This window comes from Marinomonas gallaica (genome assembly GCF_049821165.1).
In the GTDB taxonomy this organism is placed as follows: domain Bacteria; phylum Pseudomonadota; class Gammaproteobacteria; order Pseudomonadales; family Marinomonadaceae; genus Marinomonas; species Marinomonas gallaica.
Window position 1 is genome coordinate 3,621,975 of the sequence record NZ_CP187511.1, and the last position, 23,826, is coordinate 3,645,800.

The window sequence follows — 23,826 nt, forward strand, 5'->3', positions numbered from 1 at the left end:
GGCACATTGATGATTTATTTCGGTGTGGCGAGATTGATCCCCGATGGAATCGGGTCGTACGGCTCCCTCGCTCTGCGAGGTCTTACAGGTCGCGGCACGGAGTGCGCTCCTACTAGAATTAATTTGGGATGCTTAATCCCTCGCGCAGCGAGGTCGTACAAGGGCTTTTCTGCCTTAGCTTATTGGCGATATTCCATGCGTTTGATTCGTGCGCTCTTTAAATAAACACCAGGTCGAAGCATAAGACATAGCTCAAGCGAATTAAATGCCATGGGATTGAGCATCAATGCAGGCTGGGGTTATCCCCGATGGAATCGGGTCGTACGCTTCCCTCGCGCAGCGAGGTCTTACAGGTCGCGGCACGGAGTGCGCTCCTACTAGAATTAATTTGGGATGCTTAATCCCTCGCGCAGCGAGGTTATATGGACCCGCCCGACTGTTGCAAGCTATTTCGATAAGACAGAGTAAAGTTGCACGCTTATATTCGGCCTACTTTTATTGAGCATATCTGCTCGGCCATAAAGAGATGTGCTCCCATTTTCCTAATTTCCTACTCGGCTTCTAAGAGCCACCTCGCTGCTTAGGATAAATGAGCCGATTTTATCTGTTTTGTCTTAATAGTCTGCGCAACGCTTTGGGTGTGCCTGTTTAACTTCTTTGGATTGTCTAATGTAGTACGGTTTTAACGTCTAACGCTGATAATTCGTTTCTTTAAGCACCACACGATACGAGCCATTTTGTTGGCCAGAGCCACGACTATCTTATTAACGTGTTTGCCGCTATCTTTCATTCGTTTTGCCCAGTCGCTTAAACGTCCACTGGATTCTTCTTTTAACAAAACCCGATAAGCAGATCGTGCTCCATGTACCAATTGCTTTCTAACATGTTTATTTCCGCGCTTACTAATTCCAAGTAGGCGCTCTTTACCACCACTAGAAGCCTGCTTTGGAACTAAGCCTAGTGATGCGGCAAAATGTCTGGCACTGGCAAAACGCTTTGCGTCTCCTGCATAACATAGAAGTAACGAAGCATTGATTGGACCGATGCCTGGAATTTCTAATAGCTTTTTACAGTCTTCATTCTCTTTCACATAGGTTTGAAGCATGACGTCATATCGGTGTATGTGTGCTTCCGTCTCTAACCACTGCTCCCTCAGATCAGATAGCAACTGTCTACCTTGGTAAGTAATTGGCTGCTCTGCATCTTCTAGAATGCTAGGTAGCAGTACACGAATGCTGGCATGACCTGTTGGGATAATGACGCCCATGTCAGCCAATATGCCTCTCAGTTCATTACTAATCGCTGTTTTCTCACGTACTAAGCGTTCTCGCACTCTATGAATCGCTTGCAGATCAAGCTGCTCTTCACTTTTAACCATGACCGAGGGAACACCTTGGTGTGATGCAGCCATTGCAATCGCTGCTGCATCCCGCATGTCATTTTTGTGAACCTGAACAAAAGGCTTCACATACTGGGGAGAGATAACTTTAACTTTATGCCCCATTTTTTCGAACATTCGAGCCCAAGCATGAGAGCCACTGCAGGCCTCCATGGCAATCAAACATGCTGGAAGGTTAGCAACGAACTCTTTTAGCTCTGACCTGTTTAAGCGTTTCTTTAAAACAGCTTTACCACTTTTATTAACGCCATGTAATTGGAAAACATGTTTCGCCAAATCAATGCCTAGGATGCTAATATTTTTCATAGGACTCGCTCCTTTTAACTTAAATGCCGGTTTGCTTGGTTTGCACATTAAGCATGGCACATAGTTAGGAGGGCGGGTCCATCTCATTTCGTACAGGGGTTTGTGTGGTAGTATTTGCGGCTTGTTAGGGAGTGGTTTGGGTTATGATTGAGAAACAAGATTTGCTGGATATTGCGCGTCAGAAGATGCCATTCGGGAAGTACGAGGGGCGTTTGATCGTGGATTTACCCGAGGAATATTTACTTTGGTTTAACCATAAAGGTTGGCCGGAGGGTAAGTTAGGCCGTTGGTTACAGCTGGCGTTGGAGGTGAAGATTAACGGTTTGGAAAAGATCGTTGAGCCGCTAAAGCTGTCTGAAGCCCAGCAATCGAAGCAGCCAAAAGTACAAATTCGTTTCGATGATTTAGACTGACGCATGTCGCTAAATAAGCATTTTTAGCTTGTCGCTTGCTTAAAGTTTCAGTAAAGTCACGCCACTTTTTATTTTACAAAGCGGCTGACTGTGAAACAACGCACTCACTTTTTCTTGATCCTCTGCTGGCTGGCGTACTTTGCTGTACCGCTGGTGAACGGTATTGGTCAGTCAGGTGTGCAACGGATCGAGCTTTGTACCACTCAAGGTGTCGAGACCTATTTTGTTTACGCGTCCGACCTACAGCAAGAGACACAACAAGACTCTCAAGCGAGTCAGCATAGCAGTTCCCATTCTTGTCCCTGTACGCATTTCTTTATGGACACCGCCACCACCGCACTGGCGTTCCATATCCATCAAAAAGTTGTAGACCAACCGACTCACTCGTCTCAAACACCACAAACACGTCCAATCCGCATCACTCAAGCCCGTGCGCCTCCTGCATTCATTGCGTTAAGTGAAGATCAAAAACTAGCATGATGCCCTGACAATTGTCGGGGCATCAACTTTGTATGCCCGAATAGTTGCAGGAATTCTAATGTTTGGTTCTAAGGACTTTTACCGCTCTGTATGGCGCTGGCACTTCTTCGCCGGTCTATACGTCACTCCGTTTTTAATTATGCTCTCCATCACTGGTTTAATGATGCTGTTTGCGCCGATTGTTGAGCGTATGCAACACTCAGATTTGTACTATGTTGATCAAGCTACCAATACCCCATTGACCTATGAACAGCAGTATCAGTTGGTCGCGGATCAATACCCAGCAGATCAAATCCAACGCGTTTATGTGTCGGATTCCGCAACCGACGCCACTCGCTTTCAAGTGAAAATTGACGATGACACACGCTCTGTTTTTGTCGACCCTTATCAAGGCAAAGTACTGGGTGATTTGACCGTCAGTCACTCTCTTTATGCATGGGCTGACGATACCCATGGCACCTTCATGATTGGCTTAACAGGCGATTGGTTAATTGAGATTGCCATCAGTTTTACAATTTTGTTGATCCTAACCGGCGTGTACATGTGGTGGCCAAGTAAAGGGCAGTCAAAGTGGCGTGCGGCTACGACGGTCCGTGGTAAAGGCCGCTCCATGTGGCGCAACCTGCACAGTGTGACTGGTGTTTGGATCGCTGTTATTTTACTTTTCTTCAGCATCTCGGGGTTATCTTGGGCCAGTGTCTGGGGTGGAAAATTAGTTCAAGCCTGGAGCACGTTTCCAACCGAACAAAGCGCTAAAAACGTGTCTTCAACGCTGACGCATAACGACTTAAATCCAGAAGGCGTGAAGCAAATCCCTTGGAACCTTGAGCAGTCCCCTTTACCTGAGTCATCCGCATTTGGTGATCACACCATTACATTAGATCGTGTGGTGAACGATGCTAAAGACATGGGCTTCACTCGCTTCCAAGTGCATTTTCCGCGTGGGGAACAAGGTGTTTTTACCGCGACAGCCAGCACAATGGGACGCGATATTAACAATGCGTTAGATGATCGAACCGTACACCTTGATCGTTATTCAGGCTCTGTGATCGCTGATGTTGGCTTTATGGATTACAACTGGTTTGCGAAATCCATGGCCTTTGGCATTGCCTTGCACATGGGACAGTTTGGTGTTTGGAACTTAGTCGCCTGCACGGTGTTCTGTTTGGCCGTGATTCTCATGTGCGTCTCTGGTGTGGTGATGTGGTGGAAGCGTCGCCCTAGCAAGGCGGTGGATCTTTCTGCGCCCCCAATGCCTAAAAACCTAAAGCGCTGGCAACATGCGGTTTGGTTACTGCTGCCAATTTCATTACTGATGCCGATGGCAACCATCGGCATGGCTGTGATCATACTAGTTGATGTATTCGTTCTACTCTCTATCCCTAAACTACGAGCAAAATGGGCTTAGTCTACTGAAGCAAAAATGGACTGGGAGAAAGTTCTCCCAGTCCATGCCATCTTCCTTGATGGGGCCGACTCGGTTTGTCTAGCAATAGAGTGGCTTATAAACCACCTTTCGTCAGTTTGGCGGGATCTAATAAACCTTCAAGCTCTTCATGGCTTAGTTCCGTTTCTTGCGCTGCGACATCGATCACTGGACGTTTTTCTTGATACGCTTTTTTGGCGATTTCTGCAGCTTTTGCATAGCCAATGATCGGGTTCAATGCAGTGACTAAGATTGGGTTTTTAGCCAGCGCTTCATTTAACTTATCTTCATTTACGGTCAAAGTGGCAATGGCTTTATCTGCAAGTAAGTGCCCACTATTGGTTAGTAACTGAATGCTACTTAATAGGTTGCTGGCGATCACTGGAAGCATGACATTTAATTCAAAGTTGCCCGATTGCCCTGCAACCGTGATGGTGGCATCGTTGCCCATCACTTGCGCAGCCACCATGGCTGTGGCTTCAGGAATAACGGGGTTTACTTTACCGGGCATGATGGATGACCCTGGTTGAAGTGCTTCAAGAGTGATCTCCCCTAGTCCTGCGAGCGGACCTGAATTCATCCAACGTAAATCGTTAGCGATTTTCATGTAGGTGACAGCGATCGTTTTTAATGCTCCTGATAACGCTACGGCGGTATCTTGCGAACCAATTAGAGCAAAGTAATCGTCTGCAGGTGAAAACGTCACTTCGGTAATGGCAGACAGTTCTTGACAAATTTTGGTCGAAAAATCTGGATGGGCGTTGATTCCTGTACCAACGGCGGTGCCCCCTTGAGCCAGCTTAGTGACTTTAGGGAGTAAGGCATTTAGATTATCAATGTTGTCTTGCAGCTGCGCCGCCCAGCCATTAAAGGTTTGATCAAAGCGCACCGGCATCGCATCCATTAAGTGGGTACGGCCCGTTTTGGTGTAACCTTTCAGTGCTTGACCCTTTGTGTGTATCTCACTTTGTAAATGGCGTAATGCCGGAAGTAAGCGTTTGCTAACCTCAATAGCGGCACTCGCATGTATCGCACTGGGAATAATATCATTACTACTTTGACCAAAGTTCACATGGTCGTTCGGCCCCACTTTGTCACCCAGCTTGCGGCTAGCAAGTGTGGCAATAACTTCATTGGCGTTCATATTGGAGCTGGTTCCAGAACCCGTTTGAAACACATCAACAGGAAAATGCTGCATTAGATTGGGTTGCTGCAACAGTTCGCTACAAGCCTCATCGATCGCCGATGACATTTCTACAGTAATACAATCTAAAGATTGGTTGGCACGGGCCGCAGCCTGTTTCAGTTGTACCAGTGCTCGAATAAAAGGTTCTGGAAGTGATTGCCCGCTTACAGGAAAATTATTAATTGCTCGCTGAGTCTGTGCGCCATATAGCGCACTTTCAGGGACGTTTAATTCGCCCATGCTATCGGCTTCAATTCTGGTGTTCATTGGTTAACTCCTAACTGTGCTTACTCGACATGAAGTAGTGACTTAACGCACGCAGTTCATGTTCTAGACGAAAATATTCCAAAGCATCTTGTTCGGTAATGACAAATCGTTTTAATTGCATCAATGGACGATGGATTGTATCTAAGCATAGTTCACGCCAGTGCATTGGCACAGAGGCATCACACACAGTTTCTAATAAGACTTGATAGACTCGTTTGAACAGGTCGTATGCATCTGAAATACCGATCTGCTCAGCATAAGCTTCACTGGTATCTAGATACTGAAACAACACTTTTGGTGAGTCAGCCGCCATGCCACGTTTGATGGTTTGCTCAATAACAGAAAACGGAACGATATGAGAAGTCATGATGAAACACCTTTGATGCAAATGATAATAATTATCAATTAATCATTGAAGTCTAGACTTGTCAAGTCACGTAATGATGTTTAACACCACTTTATAACGCTTTGGATGTGCTCGAATAAAGAGAGAAAACGATTTTTAGCGCAAAGATAGCGTCTTTTTACGTGTTTTAAACAAAATAATGGGACGTTCTAAAAGAAGGGAAAACAAAATAACAAGATAGGAATAATTGCTGTCGATCAATAAAAAACCGACAGCAATGTCATCAGTACTTAGTGGTGATGGCCACCTACACCGTGGGCATGACCGTGAGAAACTTCCTCTGCAGTCGCTTCACGCGTGTCGATGACTTGTACGGAAAATGTGAGCTCTTTGCCGGCCAAAGGATGGTTTAGATCCACTGTCGCATGTTTAAGACCCGCTTTAACGATGGTCACTTGGCGTGCGCCTTGATCTGTGCGTACGGTTGCAACCATACCTGGCTTCCACTTTTTAGCGCCGTGTAGGTGCTTAACAGGAATCTGCTGTGTTTTGCCTTCTTCGCGCTCACCGTAGCCTTCAGCGCAGGGTACAGTCACTTCAAACTCATCACCCGCAGATTTACCCAGCATGGCTTTTTCAAGACCTGGAATGATATTACCGTGGCCATGTAGGTACGCCAGCGGATCATTCCCAGCCGATGTTTCAATTAGAGTGTCGCCTTCACGAAGCGTGTAGTGAAATTGCACTACCGAATTGTCTGCAATAGACATAAATTATCCTCATCTAAAAAATGGGTGCTATGCTAACTTAAACAGCACCTGTTACCTAAAAAATCATAAATTCAATGCTATCGTCGGTGATAACGATGTTTTTCACCATTTTCGCAGCCGCTTTTTCCATTGATGAATGGTTAAGCACATACACTGGGTGCGTATCAAAATAACCCGCCAGCGCTTTTTCGAACTCATCGTGTAATGAGCCAAGCGTATTACGTAACATCTGATCACTGATACTTGAGCCTTGAACGGTTATCTGTGTCAACTTTGCACCCACTAGATACACACGATCTTCTTCAATACGCAGTCCCGATTCAAACGACGGATCCAGCTGAGTTTGCATACTCATATCTTGGCCAAATACGTTCAACGTACCGCGAATATCGGTTTTCATATCCACCATTACCAATCCGCCATCTCGCTGGGTAAGATCGATTTTGGCCTGTTTGATCAATAGATCAAGGTTTAACGTGGAACCCTCTAACGTCAGCTGAATGATATCTGGCTGAGACGTTTCTAAACGCTGTGCGACTTCACGATTCAATTCGTCTTCGGTCACACTCATATCAGAGCAACCGGACAGCATGACTGTCACAGCCAAGCCCGCTAGCCACATTAGCTTTTTCTTCATAGTGATCGCGCCTCCTACAATTGACGCTTTTTATCAAACCAAATGCGCATAAAGTCTTCGGTGACTTTCTGCTCAATTTCTGAAGCTTCCTGCGTCGGGCAAAACAGTGAGACAGTAAACACGTTGTAGCCTTCAATCGTCGTACGGACTCTTACTTTGGGTTCAGGGCCCGCAATTTTGATGTCCAACCGTTTTTCAATCAAATTATTATACCGAATCGCCACTTCATGAAAGTGCTCACTGTATTCCTTTATTTTGGCAAGGATCGGCTCTTTTATTTCAAACAAATTTACGTCGTCTGTCAGTCTAGAAATCGAAAAGGTATGTTCAATATAACGACGCATGTAGTTTAAGTTTTGCACCGAGTTTGTTAGCAATACACTGTTTGGCACCACGGTTGTTCGGCCAGTATAGGCGTAGCTACCACCCTTAAAATCAACTTCAAACAAGGTGGTGGACAACCAATCGCTGTCGGTAACCTCTCCGTCATAATTGCCAATACGCACCCAGTCGCCTACGGTATAAGGGCGTGTGCTGGCCTTATAAAACGCGCCAACGATACAAGAAATAAACTCTTTTGTGGCAATGACCAATGCCACCATAAACGCTGCAATGGAAATGGCTATGTCTTGCAGTTCTGCTGACCAGATGATCACCAGACCAATCACGATCAGTAGATTAAACACATTATCAACGGTGTTTAATCGACGACGCTTGCGATCTACATCCAGCTTTTCATTGGCTCGCAATAGTCGTTTAACATAGCGACCAACTAGCACAACCCCTAATATCCAAAGTAACGTAGCAATGTATTCAAAATTGTCCGTTAATAACGACCAATTAATTTCAGACCATTCAACGCCAAACATAATTTCTTTAAGCCTCCTATTTTGCCGCCACTTTACCATGTCCCCGCCATTAGCCAAACAAAATACTAGACAACCCTAAATTATTATCTGTATATTTATACAGTATTCTAAATGAGGTGCGATTTATGCCTGTCGTAATTAAATATGTTGTTGAACGCAATGGTGTTGAAAAGATGACCTTCTCCTCTAAAGCGGAAGCAGATCACTATGACAAGCTATTGGAAACTGCAGAAAGCCTAGAAGATTTACTGCTCTCCAGCGGCGTTGTAGACGATGAAAAATTGACCGCTAAGCTAGCTATGTACTTAGCCGAAAACAAAGACGATGTGCTTGAAGCCTTCGGAAATAAACGTAAAAAAACCGCTAAGAAGTCGAGCAATGAGCGCTCTTCTAAATCGGGCAGTAAGCCTGAATCGGAGGTGCTTGAAGACCTAGTGATCGAACCGGATGAAACCTCTTACGTTGACGACAACGGTGACGATTACCGCGCCAGTGACGATGCCATTGATTACAACAAAGATGAGATCTACAGCGACAGTGATGCAGCTTAAGCTGCATCACTGTCGCCTTATCACACAGGAATATTCCACAGCCAAACTAGCCATGCGAGCCCTAGGCCAAGCGACAACACTGCGCCAACTCGTGGTGTTTGTATTGTCTCGTTCGACTCTCCCCGTTTGAGCTTTTTGCCGTGTAGCATGGCTGCGACCAAGCGCTCTTTGAAACGCACTTCATGGTACAACACAGCCAAGATATGTAAGGCAACCAACGCTAATAATATATTGGGTAAAAAATGATGAACGCTGCCTAACTGAGCGGTCATCTCGTCTGAGATAGAACCGTAGAAAGGCCCAAACCAAAAAATCTCATCACTGGTAAATAAGCCACTGCCCCACTGAGCCGTCAAAGCAAGCAATAACAAAATCACCATAACACCACCCACGGGGTTATGGCCTAAATACTCCTCTCCCTTTCCTATTAGCAAGGTTTTGCTGTACTTAAATACATCTACAGGATGATATATAAACTGTTTAAATCTAGCAAAATCCGACCCAATGAAACCGTAAATAACCCGCGCGATAATGACGGCCGATAACCCATAGCCAAAGTAAAAATGCAGCTCCATGAAATCGCCATCACTTTTTCCGGTGATGATCAGCCCCGTAAACAATATCACCAATGACCAATGCATTAGCCGCACTGGCCAATCCCAAACTAATACCTTTTGTGCCTGCATGGCTGTCTCCTTAAAGAATGCATTCATTGTTTTAACGCTTTATGTCTTACTATACTGACTATAGGATTTGCCTTTTTCCCCAATATTAGGGACAGTAAAGAATCGAATGGATTTCACTTCTGTCCGCAGTTACGAGGCAGTAAGGAGCGCAAGACCGTGATCATTGGGCTTATCATAATCGTAGTGGTGCTACTCTTTGTAGCTGGCTACGTTTTATTTACGCAAAAATACCTTTACGTACATCACTCGACATTACTAACCTCTCCCGTTGACTCGTTGCAAGAACATACTTTGCAATTAGAGTTTTGGTCGAGTTGGTTGCCGTGGGCACTGTATGACGAAAGTGCATCAGTACTGGTAAACCAACGTAACAGTCAATCCTTGAACGGTGCTTTGATCCAGCTCAAAGGCCAACACTTAGGTACGCTTTCTTGCCATATAGAGCAAGGTGACGACCCAAAATTAATTCGGTTTTATGTGACATCGGATCACTTTTATCTAAACCCAATTCAGATTCAAGTCGAGCTTACACACACAGAAGGCCAACAAACATTGTTAAATGTTACCGCCAGCAGTGAACTCAACTTTTGGCATCGCTACCGTCAAAATACAGAACTTAAACAACTGCATTCTGACATGCACTTACTGCTGATTCGCTTAAAAGCGCGCATGCCAAGCTCTCGCGACGCGAGCATTCATTTTGACGTGCAAGGCTGTCGAGCCTTACAAAATGTCGACGCTGTTACACGTCCATTTATTGTGAGTGACCGTCCTATGTCAATGAAAATGGAACAAGGCTTTCGCGACCTCAATACAGCCTTAGGCCCTGATAATCCCCCGGCTGGACCTCGTTTTGCACTTTATGAAGCCGCAAACCTTAGCCAGCATTACTTTGTCGGTAAACTCGGTATTCCTATTCAGTGCTTTAGCCCCTGTGAGGCACAACCTGAGAAAATAACATTTAAAGGCAAATACATTGGGCTTAAATATCAAGGCAGCTACCAACATTTGTGGTTGGCGTGGCATGTACTTCATACTTACAGCAGACTGCATGGCTACAAACATGCCAAGCAACGTATGAGTCTAGAAGTGTATGAAACGTCTCCTCGGGAAACACCTGACGAAGAAAATTACATAACGGTTCTGCACCTGCCCATTCAATAAATTCGATGGCGTCTGCTTACAATGAGTTCAGACCCCATTAATCGCTAAGCTGTACATACCATGTCCAGTTGCGCCCTTAGGATTAGATAAAGTGAACAACACTATGGATAATGCTTTGTACATTCGACATTTAGAAACATTACTACAGCGCTATCGCATTGCTAGCAGTCAATTTCAACTGGACACCATCGTGGTCGGTGCAGGCTCATTAAGTCACTACTTTGAAGACGATAACGCTCACCCATTTAAGCCCTTTGCGGCGGCTCAACAGTGGCTTCCTTTTACGTTGCCTGCGGGGAGTTTTATTGTCATCAAACAGGATAAGCCAGAGTTAATTTGGCCCGCGCAGCAAGATTTTTGGCATATGGCTAATGCTATCCCTGAAGGCGAATGGCAATCCCACTGGCGAATTACCCCTGTCAACGATGATAGCTGGACGCAATCACTTTCAAGCAACAGCGCTTTTATTGGCCCAGACGCAATCGGCTCTCTGACCCACCACCATGGCTTAATGACATGGCTAAACTATGACCGTGCGATTAAAACAGATTACGAAATCGCATGCTTAGAAACCGCAAACCAAATTGCAGCGAAAGGCCACATTGCCTCTCAGCAGGCCTTTTTATCTGGTGCCAGCGAGCTTCAAACACATCTTGCTTACCTTGATGCCACGCAACAAGATGCCATCAGCACACCGTACCCAAATATTGTTGGCATCAATGAACACGCGGCAGTTTTGCACTATGAGCAAAAATCTTCCCTACGCCCGTTCCGCTCTTTGACATTACTGGTTGATGCGGGAGCAAGCCATCATGGTTACGCCAGCGATATTACCCGTACCACGACAACGCTCAATGATGAGTTCAGTGCCTTACTTAACGATATGGACAAATTACAACAATCCATTGCTAACCAAGCGGTCGCTGGCGTTGCGTTTGTGGAACTGCATCATAAAACACTGCATGGTGTCGCCCATCTGCTAAAACAGCATGACATTTGCTCACTCAGCATTGAAGAGCAATTGGCTAAGCAAATTCCTCACCACTTTTACCCTCATGGCTTAGGGCATTTCTTAGGCCTCCAAGTACATGACGTAGGTGGACGTCAACTCGATGCAACCGGCGCACTACAAAATCCTCCTGCTGACAGCCCTTTCCTACGCCTAACCCGCGATCTCGTTCCTAATATGGTCATCACCATAGAGCCAGGCTTGTATTTCATTCCAATGTTGTTAGAAAAGCTCAGAGCTCAGCAGCCCAAGCATGGATGCGATATCAAGAAAATCGAAAGACTCATACCTTATGGCGGAATCCGCATTGAAGACAACATCGTTGTCGGTATAGAAGGTATCCGAAATCTAACCCGTGATGCGTTCGCGACACTGAGCTAACACATTCATATCAGATACCTTTTTCGGTATATTAATTTCATGTTTTTTTATAACCCCCCTTAAATACGGCTTATGATTGACATAATTAAGGGGGTTAGCGGCTTTAAATTGCAGACGATCAATCAACCATATCAAAAGTCGTATATTTATCTTTTCAAGATCTACAATCCAGTGTGTAATATAGCCCGTCTGAATTATCGAGTTGAGGGTCAAAAGGCATGATGGAAAACCGGATTAAGTATCGCCACTTAGAATGCTTTTTAGAAGTGATTCGCCAAGGTAGTGTTGTACGAGCCGCAGATGCACTTTCCCTTACCCAGCCCGCAGTCTCCAAAAAATTAAAAGAGCTAGAAGAAATTCTAGGAGTACGTTTGCTTGAGCGAAGTAAAAAAGGCATTGAACTGACTCAATACGGCAACCTTTTTCTGGAACACGCCAGCACCAGTGTTGCGGCGCTTAGGGAAGGCGCGGAGCGTGTGAATCAAGCTTTAGTGACTGGTCAGCAAAAACTCAGTATCGGCGTACTGCCGACCGTTGCTACTAGTGTATTACCCGAAGCCGTAAAACGCTTTCGTGCCAACAATGTCGATGTACGCTTACACCTTGTCTCTGGCCCTAACTCCTTATTAATGAGCCAGCTGCGCGTTGGCGAGCTGGACTTAGTCGTAGGCAGAATGGGAGTGCCCGAGGCCATGGCTGGCATATCCTTTCAACATTTATATTCCGAGCAAATTGTATTCGCGGTGCGCCCAAATCACCCTTTACTGACAAAAAAAGACTTCCAATTAACTGAAATCACTCGCTTTACGGTGCTTTATCCGCCTGAAGAATCCATCACAGGTCCAACTGTCGACCGCTTCTTGCTAGCTGAAGGCGTGAGCAGTATTCGTGATCGTATCGATACGGTATCCGATGCTTTCGGTAAAGAGTTTATCCGTCACACCGACGCTATTTGGATCATTTCGCGTGGTGTTGTCGCCCGTGAAATTGCGGATGGCGAATTAGCAGAATTACCGGTCAATACTAAAGAAACCCTTAGCGCCGTTGGACTAAGCATTCGTGCCGATACTAATGAATCCATGGCACTGCAGTTGTTTGGTAAAGCAGTTAAAGAAACAGCGGCGCAATTAGACAGTTATTACAACCCCGACCATTAGCCGAATACATTGAAGTGGATTTCATCGATAACCACATTAGGTCATCGATGCAGATCCATTTTGATACATACGCGCATCATTTATCTAACAAATCATTACGACACATTTCATGGTTATAAATTAGTCTAACTGCTACAGATACATGCTTGAGGAGATCTGACATGTTCGGATTTAAAAGATCAGAGGCCATCTCTGACACAAGCATTATAAAGGACGACAATGCTGACTTTATTAACTCATTGAATGAGTACTGCGCCACCATCAGCTTTACACCGGAAGGCGTTATACTCGATGCAAATCCTCTTTTCCTGAAGGCTATTGGTTATTCTTTGGATGAGATTCAAGGCAAGCATCATCGTATCTTTTGCCAAACCCAAGAAGCAAATTCCATTGAATATGCCTCATTTTGGAAACAGCTTTTAGAAGGGAAAAGTCAAAAAGGCCAGTTTTTACGTCGCAGGAAAGATGGCAGTAACTTATGGATCGAAGCAACCTATTTTCCAATAAAACAAAATGGCACGGTTGTAAAAGTATTCAAGATTGCTAATGACATCACCTGTGAAAAAGTCCGTACTCAAGCTCAGGATGCCTTATTAAATGCAATCGATAAATCCAATGCTACGATTGAATTCCAACCGGACGGTACTGTCATCAGTGCCAATCAGAATTTCATCAAAGCTATGGGGTATCGATCAATAAGAGACATTCAAGGCAAACATCATCGGATCTTTTGCCACGATGCCTTCTATAAACAACACCCACACTTTTGGCAGGAACTTGCAGCAGGTCAAACGAAAACAGGACTGTTTCAGCGAAAGCGCCAAAATGGCTCAGACATTTGGATAGAAGCGACGTACAACCCCGTTTACACACCTGATGGTGACATTATTCGCATAGTAAAAGTTGCAACAGACGTCACCGAGCGCGTGGAAAGTCAACGGTCAGTCAGAGAAGCGGCGAATATGGCGTATCAGTCAACTCGAAAAACCGCTGAAGATTCCGCCCAAGGCGCGGATTTACTGCGTCAATCGGTAGACAGTTCAAACTTAATCATTCAACAAGTCACTCAGTCTGATCAACTGATTGAGAAACTTAATCATCAATCAGAAGAAATCGGCAAGATCGTTACAACAATCGGCGCCATTGCGGAACAGACAAATCTTTTGGCGCTTAACGCTGCAATCGAGGCTGCTCGCGCGGGTGAAAACGGCCGTGGCTTTGCGGTTGTCGCAGATGAAGTGCGTACCTTAGCGGCACGAACCAGTACATCGACGTCAGAAATAGAGAGTATGGTTTCTAAGAACACGAATCTTGTCGGCGAAGTCCGCATCAGTATGCAGAGCGTGACCAACCACGTTACCACGAGTGAACAGCTAATTAATGATGCATCGAGCATTATCAACAGCATTTTAGAAGGGGCAAACGAAGCCTACCTAACCATCGGCGACCTCGTTACCAAGGCGGAAAAACCTTAACTGCGCCTCCCTAGTCCCGATAAGAGGCTAGGGAGCCCTATCTTACTTTGCGAGCTTATGTAGTAAGCCTTGCATACCTAACACATAGCCTTGAACGCCCATTCCAACCACAATACCAATGGCGCACGGTGAAATATAAGAGTGATGGCGGAACGCTTCGCGGGCGTGAACATTGGAAATATGAACCTCTACGACCGGCACTTCCGCACCTTTGATCGCATCATGTAACGCTATGGAGGTGTGTGTGTAAGCACCAGGATTAAAAACAACGCCTAGTAGTTTACCTGCTTTAATAAGTTGGCCCGCTTCATGGATTGCGTCTATCAGAACACCTTCATGATTCGACTGACGAAAATCAATTTCATAGCCGTGCTTTACAGCCTCCTCTCGACACATCACTTCAACATCAGCTAATGTTTCATGGCCATATTGATCAGGTTCGCGTTGACCTAAAAGGTTTAAGTTAGGGCCGTTTAATACCATGATGGTAGACATATTGAATCCTCAGACAACCGTATAAATTTGTATTTAAAATATAACGCTAAATATACCACCGCTTGTTCTTCAATAACCTTCTATGCCTATAAAAAATACGCTTGTTAGAAAGCTTATATCAGCATCTATGACTGCAGCGACGCTCTTATTCTCATCACAGGACGTTCATCAATAAACACATGAATCCCTGCTGTGATTAATGCCATGATAGCGGCCGCCCACCAAACAACATCGTAAGAACCTGTCGTATCGTATAAATAGCCCCCCATCCACACACCACAGAAAGACCCAATCTGATGGCTCAGGAAGACAATGCCATAGAGCATTCCCATATGCTTTAGACCGAACATTTGCCCCACCAAACCGGATGTAGGAGGCACCGTCGCAAGCCAAAGAACACCTGTTACAATCGCAAATATATACACGCTTGTTATGCTGATAGGCCATAACATAAAAGCGGTAATGGCAACCGCTCGCAGCGCATAGATATAAGTTAATAAGTATTTCTTGGAATATTTTCCAGACCATGAGCCGGAGAACAAACACCCTATAATATTAAACAAACCAATCAATGCGAGGCTCATCACCGCAACATTTGGCATGAATCCTTTGTCAGACAGGAACGCAGGCATGTGTACCGTGATAAAGGCAAGCTGAAAACCGCAAACAAAAAAGCCCGACACGAGCAGCCAATAATGAGAATAAGCCCCCGCTTCCTTCAATGCTTCACGGACGGTTTGACTGGATTGCGAAGCAGCATTGGAATGAGAGCTGTCACCACGCGAAAGTGGTAACGCAAAAATCACCATTAACAGCGCACATCCTGCCAACAGTAATAACGCGACACTCCAACCGTAAGAAGAAAGAAACGCTTGCGCGATAGGCACGACCAATAATTGTCCGGCCGATCCAGCTGCACTGCCTAGACCTAACGCAAATGCTCGCTTTTCCGGTGCAACCATCCGCGCCATAGCGGGTAACACAACGCCAAAACCTGTCGCTGAAATCCCCATGCCCATTAAAAAACCAGAGCCAATATGCAACGCTGTTGCGCCATCGGCATTAGCGGTGACATATAAGCCAAGGGCATATAAAAGTGCGCCGCACAGTACTGTTTTAAGCGTTCCAAAGCGATCAGATAGCGCACCAGCAAAAGGTTGCGCTAACCCCCACCAAAGATTCTGCAATGCCAACGAAAAGGCAAAAACTTCACGTCCATAGCCAAACTGGTCTGAAATGGGCGCCATAAAGAACCCCATTGACGAGCGTAGGCCAAAGTTTAAGGCAAGCAAAATACACGCAAAAACGATCGCGATGCTTAATAACCGTACTGGCTGAGACATGAGTGTTCCTTTCTTAGTCGCATAGCATGAAATTCAGACAATACGCCAAAAGATAAAACGGAACAATTTTATTTAAATTTACATTTAAAAGACTTTAAACTCGCCTACTTGCACCACCGCTCTTTGATAGGCCGCATCTTTTCGTACCGCAACAAGCCAACGCTCGATATGCGGGTAGCCTTCTAGAGGCATCGAGGCGCTCATAGCTAAAATAGGGAAACTCATCTGCATATCAGCGGCACTGAGTTTGTCGCCAGCAAACCAATTGTTTTGGGTTAGGTGATCTTCGATGAGGCTCAATACGTCTCTCAACCGTGGCTCAATGAAGCGGGAAACCACTCTATTACAAATAGATTTAGCAACTGGCCGTACAAAAAATGGCATGGGCTGCTTCGGTATTTTACGAAACAGTAACATCATCACCAACAGGGGCATAAATGATCCTTCGGCAAAATGAAGCCAGTATCGATAATCACGTAGCGACTTTTTATCTTCTGGTTTGAGGCGGCATTCAGGGTCATACTCGTCTGCCAAGAATTCTAGGATTGCGCCAGATTCGGCAATGGTAATCTCACCATCTTGCAACACCGGAGCATGCCCTAACGGATGTATTCGCTTTAGTGTGTCTGGTGCTAAATTGTCAGGCGTACGTAAGTAAGTCTTTACTTCATATTCAACACCAATCACCTCTAATGCCCAAGCAATACGTTGCGATCTAGAATTTTCTAAATGATGCAATACCAACATACTCACCTCCTTTATAGTTTCGTTACTAACTATACGTAGCGCTGAGCTTTTTGGCTTTGCATAACAAAAAAAACGCCCTAATGAGTTTTCATTAAAGCGTTTTCAGAAAGTGTACGGTAATTAACCTGCTATTTCGTCTAAGAAAAAACGAAGTGCATGTCGTGCTCGAGCATTCGCTGCAGCACTGAACGCATGACCCTCTTGAGGGGCATTGGCATCAGGTAACATAAACGAGTGCTTCGTCTGACCAAAATCGATAAATTGCCAATCAAAACCTTGTTCATCAAAGTAAGCACGAGCCTTATCCGCTGACTCTACATCGACCATTGGGTCTTGGTAGCCATTAAAAATGAGGATTTTTGTCTTCTGATTAATCTCAACTGAAGAGGTCGCTCGATGAAAGTTCATCAATCCATGAAAGCTAGCCGCACCTTGACTGGTTGGGATATGCAACCCTGCTTCCAGTGATAGGCGCCCGCCTAAGCAGAAGCCAACATGGACAAGTTTCTTATTAGGGTGCGCTTCAGCAATGTCTTCACATATGCTTGTTTGCAAGGCAATTAAAGACTCTTTGTTCGCCACTAGCGCCATCATGGTGTCGGCTTTCGCTTGCAGTTCCGTAGGATTGTTCCCAACACCATATAGATCAACTGCTGTAGCAGTATGACCCCAACTAACAATGTCTTCTGCAAATCCTTTTTCAAAGTCACTTAGGCCACTCCATGTGGGCCAAATTACAACGTGTACTTCAGATGAATCATCGCCATCCCATGCCACGTGTACATGTGCACGTTTGATGTTATTAACGAACTGCTTTTCAAATTCCGTAGCCATATATACTCCAACGGTGATACCAACAGGAGCACTATAATAATTGTGTAAACAACAGTTCAAGATTTTGCAACGTTATCCATGAGAATTACATAATCCCATGCCTAAAACTGCCACAACCAGTGCTCAAGTTAAGCCATGTGACCGGTTCCATTCCTTGCGCCATGCCAAAAATTCATCAATCGGCATAGGCTTACCAATGAAATACCCTTGAGCTTCTTCACACCCAAGTTCACCTAACGCTTGGTACATTTCACCAGTTTCCACACCCTCTGCTACCACATCTAAGCCAAGGTTATGAGCAAGATCAATGGTAGATTGGACAATCATACGGTCACTGTTATTTTCAATCATGCCAAACACAAAGGATTGGTCAACTTTTAATTCATTTACCGGCAATCGTTTTAGGTAAGCTAATGAAGAATACCCCGTACCAAAATCATCAATCGATAGCCTAAACCCCATCGCTGACAGCTTTTCTAGCGTTCGCTGAGCAAAGTTTGGATCATCCATAATGGCACTTTCTGTGATCTCTAAACATAAGCCAGATGCAGGCACATTGTATTGCGCAAGCGTTTCCTCTAAGAATGTAGGGAAACTCGCCGTCATGAGGTCTCGTGTTGATAGGTTAACCGAAACTCGAAAGGGTGTATCGTTCGTCTGTAAAGCATGCCACTGGCTCGCTAATGAGCGAATCATCCACTTAGTAATCTCGCGAATATAGCCGGTTTGCTCCGCAAACGGTATAAAACGAAAAGGCGGTACCAAGTTCTTTTCAGGATGTTGCCAACGAATTAATGCTTCGGCGGCGACCACTTGATTATCTGCGGTTGCTACTTTAGGTTGCAGATACACCCTCAGTTCATTATTAATCACAGCTTGGCGTAACTCAGACAACAAGCTTAAACTGTCAGGTGTCGAGGTAACTAACTCACTCTTGTAAACAGTGATATCTTCTGTACGTTGTTTCGCCGCGTACATGGCAACTTGAGACGCGTTGATCAGCGCATCGCACGTATTCACATCATCAGGCCACGTGGCAATACCAATACTGGCACTTAGATCAATCTGATTATTATCGACCTCTAACGGTTCATTGAGTTTGCTTAGCAAGGATTTTGCGACCTCTAACGCAGAGTCACCACCGGGCACAACCAACACTGAAAACTCATCTCCGCTAACACGCGCTAATTTGTCATGTTGAGCACAGTGAATCCCCAACAAGCGAGTGGCGGTTGCTTTGAGGATCTCATCCCCCATTTCGTACCCTAAAATATCATTCACTTGTTTAAAACGGTCTAGATTAATGGTGATGATACTAAGAGAATCATGCTGCCCACTATCAATGTGGTGAGCAACTTTATTGCGAAAACTCAAGCGGTTAGGCAGACCCGTTAACGAATCATAGTAGGCTAATTTAGTAATGGTATCTTGCTGTTGCTTAATACTGGTACGCATGCCATCAAAACTTCGCGCCAACACCCCGACCTCATCGGTTCGAGTTGACCCGCTTACAAGAGCATCATAATTACCTTGCTGTAAGGCTTCAGTCGCTTTAGTTAATACTTCAAGAGGTCGCGCAACTCGACGACTTAACCATGTAATCGCCACGCCGAAGATTAACAAACCCACGAGCGTGACAGAGAAGTATTTATCAAACAATTCATCAAACTGGCGACGAGCTTCTTGCAGTGATTTCATAAAGGCGAGACTGATATACCCCCCAATCACTTCTTGGCCATGAATGACACTGACATAGGTATCCTCACCCACATTCATATCAAAGGATAAATCTTCAAGAAAATAATCACCGGGAATGTCTTCTAAGAAATGCTTTTCTAAGCGACTGGAGTTGGCCAACACCCTCACTGCACTGGAGCTACTGTTGGCCATTAATGCCATATCTATGCCAGCCAAGTCACTGGTCTCTGCGATCATGTCTCGCTCAATCGTAAAGCCCATTAATACATAACCAATAACACGAGGAGCTCGAACAGGAACGATAACGAACTGAGTTGGAGAGCCTTCATATAAAGCGGTTAAATAGGCATTGTTTTCCTTTTTAAGGCTTCTATCAGATAGAGACTCAATCAAAAACTGGGTATTAGAAGAACTGGCCATATCCGGCAACGAGGAGCCTTTAATATTCCATTGTTGATCGACTAAAATCGCAATCGAGGCGCCAATTCTTCCTGCACTGTTTGCCAGCGCTGAGGAAATGGTGTTTTCATCTCTCGACGCAACAGCGGACCGGAAACCAAAATCAGAGGCAAGCAGTTCCGCACCTTCCTCTAAGCGCTGATGATTCTGCACCAGCAATTGATTCCAGACCCGTTCTGCAACAGCAATCGAGTGTTGCACTTCTTCTCTTACATAACGCTCAACCGTTGCCTGTACAATCCAAAAACCAATCGCTTGCAGCAACGCTAACAGCAGTAATGTCATAAAAATAAATCGAAATGACAGGCGAGCTCGAATAAGGTTTAACAAAGCGCCCATTAAAGCGTGACCCCTTCTGTTTTTAAGCTCAATACGTGCTCTTGTGTCATTTGATTATCAAACTTAAAAGATTCATAGGGGGCACCATACGGAAAGTCTCGGTGCCATACATCAACACTGTATCGCCCTTCACTCTGATCATTAAAAGACACGTAGCCAGCAGCATCCGTTTTGGCAAAAACAGCAGTATCATTTACTAATACCCAGCCCAGCATGCTGTCATGTATATTGCAGCCCAATTCCACCACACCAACAGAATCAAACACGACAGGGTCTTCTGGTTTGCCTGCATAGAGTTTCAATTCAAAAGTCTTAGCTTGAGAAAACGAGTAGACATGATGACGGACATCATCACGGTTGGGGAAATCAATCGCCGTCCCCACTGTCACGACTTGAACCCCCGGAACAAAGGCACGATTTTGCTGTGCAATCTCAGCAGCGGCTAAGGGTTTGGTTTGCGCCAAAATTGTGGGCGATTTCAGGAACACCACAGCATTGCTCAGTGGCTTTCCATTTTTATCTGTGACTTTAATAGTGACGTCAGACCACGCCAAAGCTGGCAGCGACATCTGTGCTACCAGCCCAATCATTGTTAAGCGTTTCAACATGCGTATAAAAGGTCCTTTTGTTATGGCTCGATAGCCATACCAATGACATGGCTCCCAGTACCAAATACACCGATAGGCGAAGCCATTCCTGTTTCTAAATCAATCGTTACCAATTGGGTCTTGGTTTCTTTAACCGATAATACCGCAGCTAGTGCCGTATTGCTGACATCACTGATATCAAATGAGGCATCTTTTAATGGGCCCATTCCTAAATTACCAACGCTATACAACACGCCAAGGTTAGGCGAAACGGATGGTGAAGCGCCTTCTTTCGTACCCTGCATCAAAAGCATACCTTTTCTTCGATCAATCGCATAATTGGTGGTCAATTTACTGTCATTTGGATTGTAAGTATACGCGGCTGCAACAATATCAGGAGACTGCCCTGCAAACTGGTCTTCATGATCAAATGCCAAAGCGGGATCCGTTTGTACGCCCGATGTCGTTTTATCAAAATCGACCCTAGCGCCACTGTCAGGATCAAGGCGCAAGTTATCATTACGGTTACCGACGACACGAAGCTTGTCCGCAGCTGGGTTGAAGTCAAAACCGTAAGGGCCGACAGCCATTTCGGCTAAAGGCTCGGACCCTTCGATTAGAACAGCATTCCCAGTTTGGGTATCGAGCCTATAAATACGCCCCGTATTAGCTAACGCGTATAAATCGCCTCGAGCGACACGATAATCGATACCTATCAACTGATCGCCCTCGACTAAATTTTTGATTTGTAATGATGTCAAAATATTTGATGGTTCATCAGGATGTACATTAAATAGTGTGTGATGATCATCAACCCCCCAAACAGAGGTCGGTGTTTTTGATAGCGTAGGCGCCGCTAGCGTTAGACTCGATGCTAACACTGCGCTAACAGTGGTCAGACTTAGATTCCATTTTGAATTCAATGCGCACATACGTTCGTTACCCCGTTTTAAAAATGTAGTAAGTTGGTAGACAACAATAAAAGCCATCTTACGTCTTCTTACGAAAAATACAGTAAAGCCGATGACATAAACATAACGGATGAAGTTTTCCACTAAACCGAAGAATGTTCCTTGAGTCATTGCGAACAACCCCTTATAATTCGCGGCTTAATTGATGCACCCGTAGCTCAGCTGGATAGAGCGCACCCCTCCGGAGGGTGAGGTCGAAGGTTCAAATCCTTTCGGGTGTACCATTTTAGTAACCATTGCTGGTTAACAGGCATTTATAAAATGCTGATAGATCCCATCATTATTAAGTCGAGCTCATTGATACCTTAGATGTTTTTTTATGTAGGATGCTATTGAATAGGCTTGAGGCGATGTCAATCGTGAAAACATCGGCATCTTCTTATCGTCTTTATGACCATAACGAATTAACTGATCTATTTCTGACATCGTTAGCTCAGTATCTTTGATGCGCGGGATACCAAAAAGAAAGTTCCCAGTGCCTCTGTCTCGATGACAAGACGCACAATAGGCGCCATACAATTCTTTACCGCTTTGAATATTCGTCTTTTCTTCGTTCTTTTTAGAACATCCAAGCATAGAAATCATGATGAACAAAAGAATCCATTTTTTCATGATGCCCCCATTAAGTAAGACCTAAGGTCATGTTACGTCTAATCGCATAGCAATAATGGTTACATGCCCTTTGTCATCGGTCACTAAACGCTATGATTACCTAGTTTTTAGTAAAAATGGAGCGTGGGCTATTTGCAATAGCCTATATTTATTGTAGCAGTAAAAACCAACAGCGGTGATACTGAGGCACCATCAGTTAACCTGACTTTTGGATTTGCTCTGCAAAACGGTTCTTAATGTTTATCACTTCAGGCAAAGCCTGCACGAACAATGGCACAAGCTCTGGGTCGAAATGCTTGCCAACTTCACTTTGTAACAGCGCAATCGCTTCATCAACGGACCACGCTTGCTTATAAGGACGCTCGCTGGTCAACGCATCAAACACATCGGCAATGGCGGCTATACGCCCTTCCAAAGGAATCTCTTTTCCCTTTAAACCTTTTGGATAACCACTACCGTCCCACTTTTCATGATGAGCAATCGCAATCGAACGGGCCAATGCGACTAATTGCGAACGTGGGTTAGACAAAATATCCGCACCAATTTGGGCATGAGCTTTCATCATTTTAAATTCGCCCTCATCTAAACGGCCCGGCTTTAGCAAAATATTATCTGGAATGGCAATTTTGCCTAGATCATGCATTTGCGCAGCCAACATAAGTTCATTAGCGGATATCTCATCAATCCCCGCTGCAATGGCCAACACATAAGAATAGTGACTCATTCGCAGTACATGCATACCAGTTTCATTATCTTTGTACTCGGCAGCTCGCCCTAATCGTTGGATCAAATCGACTTGTGTTTCTTTCAACACATCCGCTTGAACTAAGGATAAATGTGTTTTGACTCGCGCTCGTACAATTGCAGGCACAATGGGCTTGGTAATGTAATCCACGGCTCCTAGTGCAAACCCTTTCTCTTCATCAATCGTTTCTTTAAGCGCCGTGACAAAAATAACAGGAATACGGGCAGTCTCAGGTGTCTGTTTCAGTCGTTCACACACGTCAAAACCGGTCATATCCGGCATCATGATATCCAGCAAAATCAGATCGATATTTTCTGTCTTCAGTAGCTCTAGAGCGGCTTCGCCCGATCGCGCAAACGATAAGCGATATTGATCCTGTAATACCTGCCGCAACACTTTTAGGTTCGCCGGTTCATCATCTACGATCAATAAGCGAGGTTGAGTTCTTTCTAGTAATCCCATAGGTTTCTCTTA

24 protein-coding genes and 1 tRNA gene are annotated in these 23,826 nt (G+C 44.9%); 9 read left to right on the forward strand and 16 right to left on the reverse strand.

The features are described from left to right. Positions 1 to 682: 682 nt before the first annotated feature. The gene (locus tag ACPUEK_RS17170; RefSeq protein WP_425641586.1) at positions 683 to 1,705 is read right to left on the reverse strand and encodes an IS110 family transposase; all 1,023 of its coding nucleotides are present in this window, start codon (positions 1,703 to 1,705) and stop codon (positions 683 to 685) included. A gap of 143 nt (positions 1,706 to 1,848) precedes the next feature. On the opposite strand from ACPUEK_RS17170, the gene ACPUEK_RS17175 reads away from it, so the two are divergent. The 3 genes from ACPUEK_RS17175 (at position 1,849) to ACPUEK_RS17185 (ending at position 4,006) form a co-directional block, all read left to right on the forward strand. Continuing rightward, complete coding sequence (locus ACPUEK_RS17175; RefSeq protein WP_425641587.1) at positions 1,849 to 2,118, forward strand: DUF3820 family protein; 270 nt, start codon at positions 1,849 to 1,851, stop codon at positions 2,116 to 2,118. A gap of 90 nt (positions 2,119 to 2,208) precedes the next feature. After that, positions 2,209 to 2,598 (forward strand): DUF2946 family protein, encoded by a 390-nt coding sequence (locus ACPUEK_RS17180; protein ID WP_425641588.1) that lies wholly within the window; start codon positions 2,209 to 2,211, stop codon positions 2,596 to 2,598. A 58-nt stretch (positions 2,599 to 2,656) separates the two neighbouring features. Next, a complete protein-coding gene (locus ACPUEK_RS17185) occupies positions 2,657 to 4,006 on the forward strand; it encodes a PepSY-associated TM helix domain-containing protein (RefSeq protein WP_425641590.1) in 1,350 nt (449 codons plus the stop codon). 94 nt (positions 4,007 to 4,100) lie between these two features. Here ACPUEK_RS17185 and ACPUEK_RS17190 read toward each other — a convergent pair whose 3' ends face one another. The 5 genes from ACPUEK_RS17190 to ACPUEK_RS17210 all read right to left on the reverse strand — a co-directional run bounded on the left by ACPUEK_RS17190 (position 4,101) and on the right by ACPUEK_RS17210 (position 8,099). Next, positions 4,101 to 5,477, reverse strand: coding sequence for a class II fumarate hydratase (locus ACPUEK_RS17190; protein WP_425641591.1), 1,377 nt, complete (start codon positions 5,475 to 5,477; stop codon positions 4,101 to 4,103). A 10-nt stretch (positions 5,478 to 5,487) separates the two neighbouring features. Further along, positions 5,488 to 5,844 (reverse strand): hypothetical protein, encoded by a 357-nt coding sequence (locus ACPUEK_RS17195; protein WP_067216418.1) that lies wholly within the window; start codon positions 5,842 to 5,844, stop codon positions 5,488 to 5,490. A 269-nt stretch (positions 5,845 to 6,113) separates the two neighbouring features. Next, complete coding sequence (locus ACPUEK_RS17200; RefSeq protein ID WP_067031924.1) at positions 6,114 to 6,593, reverse strand: FKBP-type peptidyl-prolyl cis-trans isomerase; 480 nt, start codon at positions 6,591 to 6,593, stop codon at positions 6,114 to 6,116. A 55-nt stretch (positions 6,594 to 6,648) separates the two neighbouring features. Further along, on the reverse strand, positions 6,649 to 7,230 hold the full coding sequence (locus ACPUEK_RS17205; RefSeq protein ID WP_067031927.1) for a DUF1439 domain-containing protein: 582 nt from the start codon (positions 7,228 to 7,230) through the stop codon (positions 6,649 to 6,651). Between the two features lie 14 nt (positions 7,231 to 7,244). Continuing rightward, the gene (locus ACPUEK_RS17210) at positions 7,245 to 8,099 is read right to left on the reverse strand and encodes a mechanosensitive ion channel family protein (RefSeq protein WP_067031930.1); all 855 of its coding nucleotides are present in this window, start codon (positions 8,097 to 8,099) and stop codon (positions 7,245 to 7,247) included. Positions 8,100 to 8,224: 125 nt separating this feature from the next. On the opposite strand from ACPUEK_RS17210, the gene ACPUEK_RS17215 reads away from it, so the two are divergent. Beyond that, positions 8,225 to 8,650: a YebG family protein gene (locus tag ACPUEK_RS17215; RefSeq protein WP_425641593.1), complete on the forward strand. Its 426-nt coding sequence runs from the start codon at positions 8,225 to 8,227 to the stop codon at positions 8,648 to 8,650. Positions 8,651 to 8,670: 20 nt separating this feature from the next. On the opposite strand, the gene ACPUEK_RS17220 is transcribed toward ACPUEK_RS17215, so the two are convergent. Continuing rightward, complete coding sequence (locus ACPUEK_RS17220; RefSeq protein ID WP_139084478.1) at positions 8,671 to 9,336, reverse strand: cytochrome b/b6 domain-containing protein; 666 nt, start codon at positions 9,334 to 9,336, stop codon at positions 8,671 to 8,673. A 156-nt stretch (positions 9,337 to 9,492) separates the two neighbouring features. Here ACPUEK_RS17220 and ACPUEK_RS17225 point away from each other — a divergent pair, with 156 nt between their 5' ends. The 4 genes from ACPUEK_RS17225 (at position 9,493) to ACPUEK_RS17240 (ending at position 14,522) form a co-directional block, all read left to right on the forward strand. After that, positions 9,493 to 10,500 carry a hypothetical protein gene (locus tag ACPUEK_RS17225; protein ID WP_067216427.1) on the forward strand — a complete coding sequence of 336 codons (1,008 nt, stop codon included), beginning with the start codon at positions 9,493 to 9,495 and terminating at the stop codon, positions 10,498 to 10,500. Between the two features lie 91 nt (positions 10,501 to 10,591). Continuing rightward, a complete protein-coding gene (pepQ, locus tag ACPUEK_RS17230) occupies positions 10,592 to 11,890 on the forward strand; it encodes a Xaa-Pro dipeptidase (RefSeq protein WP_425641594.1) in 1,299 nt (432 codons plus the stop codon). A gap of 218 nt (positions 11,891 to 12,108) precedes the next feature. Then, a complete protein-coding gene (pcaQ, locus tag ACPUEK_RS17235; protein WP_067031944.1) occupies positions 12,109 to 13,047 on the forward strand; it encodes a pca operon transcription factor PcaQ in 939 nt (312 codons plus the stop codon). A 161-nt stretch (positions 13,048 to 13,208) separates the two neighbouring features. Continuing rightward, complete coding sequence (locus tag ACPUEK_RS17240) at positions 13,209 to 14,522, forward strand: methyl-accepting chemotaxis protein (RefSeq protein WP_425641595.1); 1,314 nt, start codon at positions 13,209 to 13,211, stop codon at positions 14,520 to 14,522. A 42-nt stretch (positions 14,523 to 14,564) separates the two neighbouring features. On the opposite strand, the gene aroQ is transcribed toward ACPUEK_RS17240, so the two are convergent. The 7 genes from aroQ to ACPUEK_RS17275 all read right to left on the reverse strand — a co-directional run bounded on the left by aroQ (position 14,565) and on the right by ACPUEK_RS17275 (position 22,106). After that, positions 14,565 to 15,017, reverse strand: coding sequence for a type II 3-dehydroquinate dehydratase (aroQ, locus tag ACPUEK_RS17245; RefSeq protein WP_067216438.1), 453 nt, complete (start codon positions 15,015 to 15,017; stop codon positions 14,565 to 14,567). Positions 15,018 to 15,142: 125 nt separating this feature from the next. Continuing rightward, a complete protein-coding gene (locus ACPUEK_RS17250; RefSeq protein WP_067031953.1) occupies positions 15,143 to 16,360 on the reverse strand; it encodes an MFS transporter in 1,218 nt (405 codons plus the stop codon). 84 nt (positions 16,361 to 16,444) lie between these two features. After that, on the reverse strand, positions 16,445 to 17,107 hold the full coding sequence (locus ACPUEK_RS17255) for a glutathione S-transferase family protein (protein WP_425641597.1): 663 nt from the start codon (positions 17,105 to 17,107) through the stop codon (positions 16,445 to 16,447). 120 nt (positions 17,108 to 17,227) lie between these two features. Further along, positions 17,228 to 17,941 (reverse strand): dienelactone hydrolase family protein, encoded by a 714-nt coding sequence (locus ACPUEK_RS17260; RefSeq protein ID WP_425641598.1) that lies wholly within the window; start codon positions 17,939 to 17,941, stop codon positions 17,228 to 17,230. Positions 17,942 to 18,064: 123 nt separating this feature from the next. Next, positions 18,065 to 20,437 carry an EAL domain-containing protein gene (locus ACPUEK_RS17265; RefSeq protein WP_425641599.1) on the reverse strand — a complete coding sequence of 791 codons (2,373 nt, stop codon included), beginning with the start codon at positions 20,435 to 20,437 and terminating at the stop codon, positions 18,065 to 18,067. Then, positions 20,437 to 21,045, reverse strand: coding sequence for a methylamine utilization protein (locus ACPUEK_RS17270; RefSeq protein WP_067216457.1), 609 nt, complete (start codon positions 21,043 to 21,045; stop codon positions 20,437 to 20,439). The genes ACPUEK_RS17265 and ACPUEK_RS17270 overlap by 1 nt, the downstream gene beginning before the upstream one ends. A 20-nt stretch (positions 21,046 to 21,065) precedes the next feature. Further along, a complete protein-coding gene (locus tag ACPUEK_RS17275) occupies positions 21,066 to 22,106 on the reverse strand; it encodes a DUF4394 domain-containing protein (RefSeq protein WP_425641601.1) in 1,041 nt (346 codons plus the stop codon). A gap of 36 nt (positions 22,107 to 22,142) precedes the next feature. Between ACPUEK_RS17275 and ACPUEK_RS17280 the strand changes: the two genes are divergently transcribed. Then, positions 22,143 to 22,219: transfer RNA gene (locus ACPUEK_RS17280), tRNA-Arg, on the forward strand. Positions 22,220 to 22,289: 70 nt separating this feature from the next. Here the strand turns inward: ACPUEK_RS17280 and ACPUEK_RS17285 are convergent. Both ACPUEK_RS17285 and ACPUEK_RS17290 read right to left on the reverse strand, forming a co-directional pair. Continuing rightward, positions 22,290 to 22,607, reverse strand: coding sequence for a c-type cytochrome (locus ACPUEK_RS17285; RefSeq protein WP_425641603.1), 318 nt, complete (start codon positions 22,605 to 22,607; stop codon positions 22,290 to 22,292). 196 nt (positions 22,608 to 22,803) lie between these two features. Then, complete coding sequence (locus ACPUEK_RS17290) at positions 22,804 to 23,814, reverse strand: HD-GYP domain-containing protein (RefSeq protein WP_425641605.1); 1,011 nt, start codon at positions 23,812 to 23,814, stop codon at positions 22,804 to 22,806. Positions 23,815 to 23,826 lie beyond the last annotated feature (12 nt).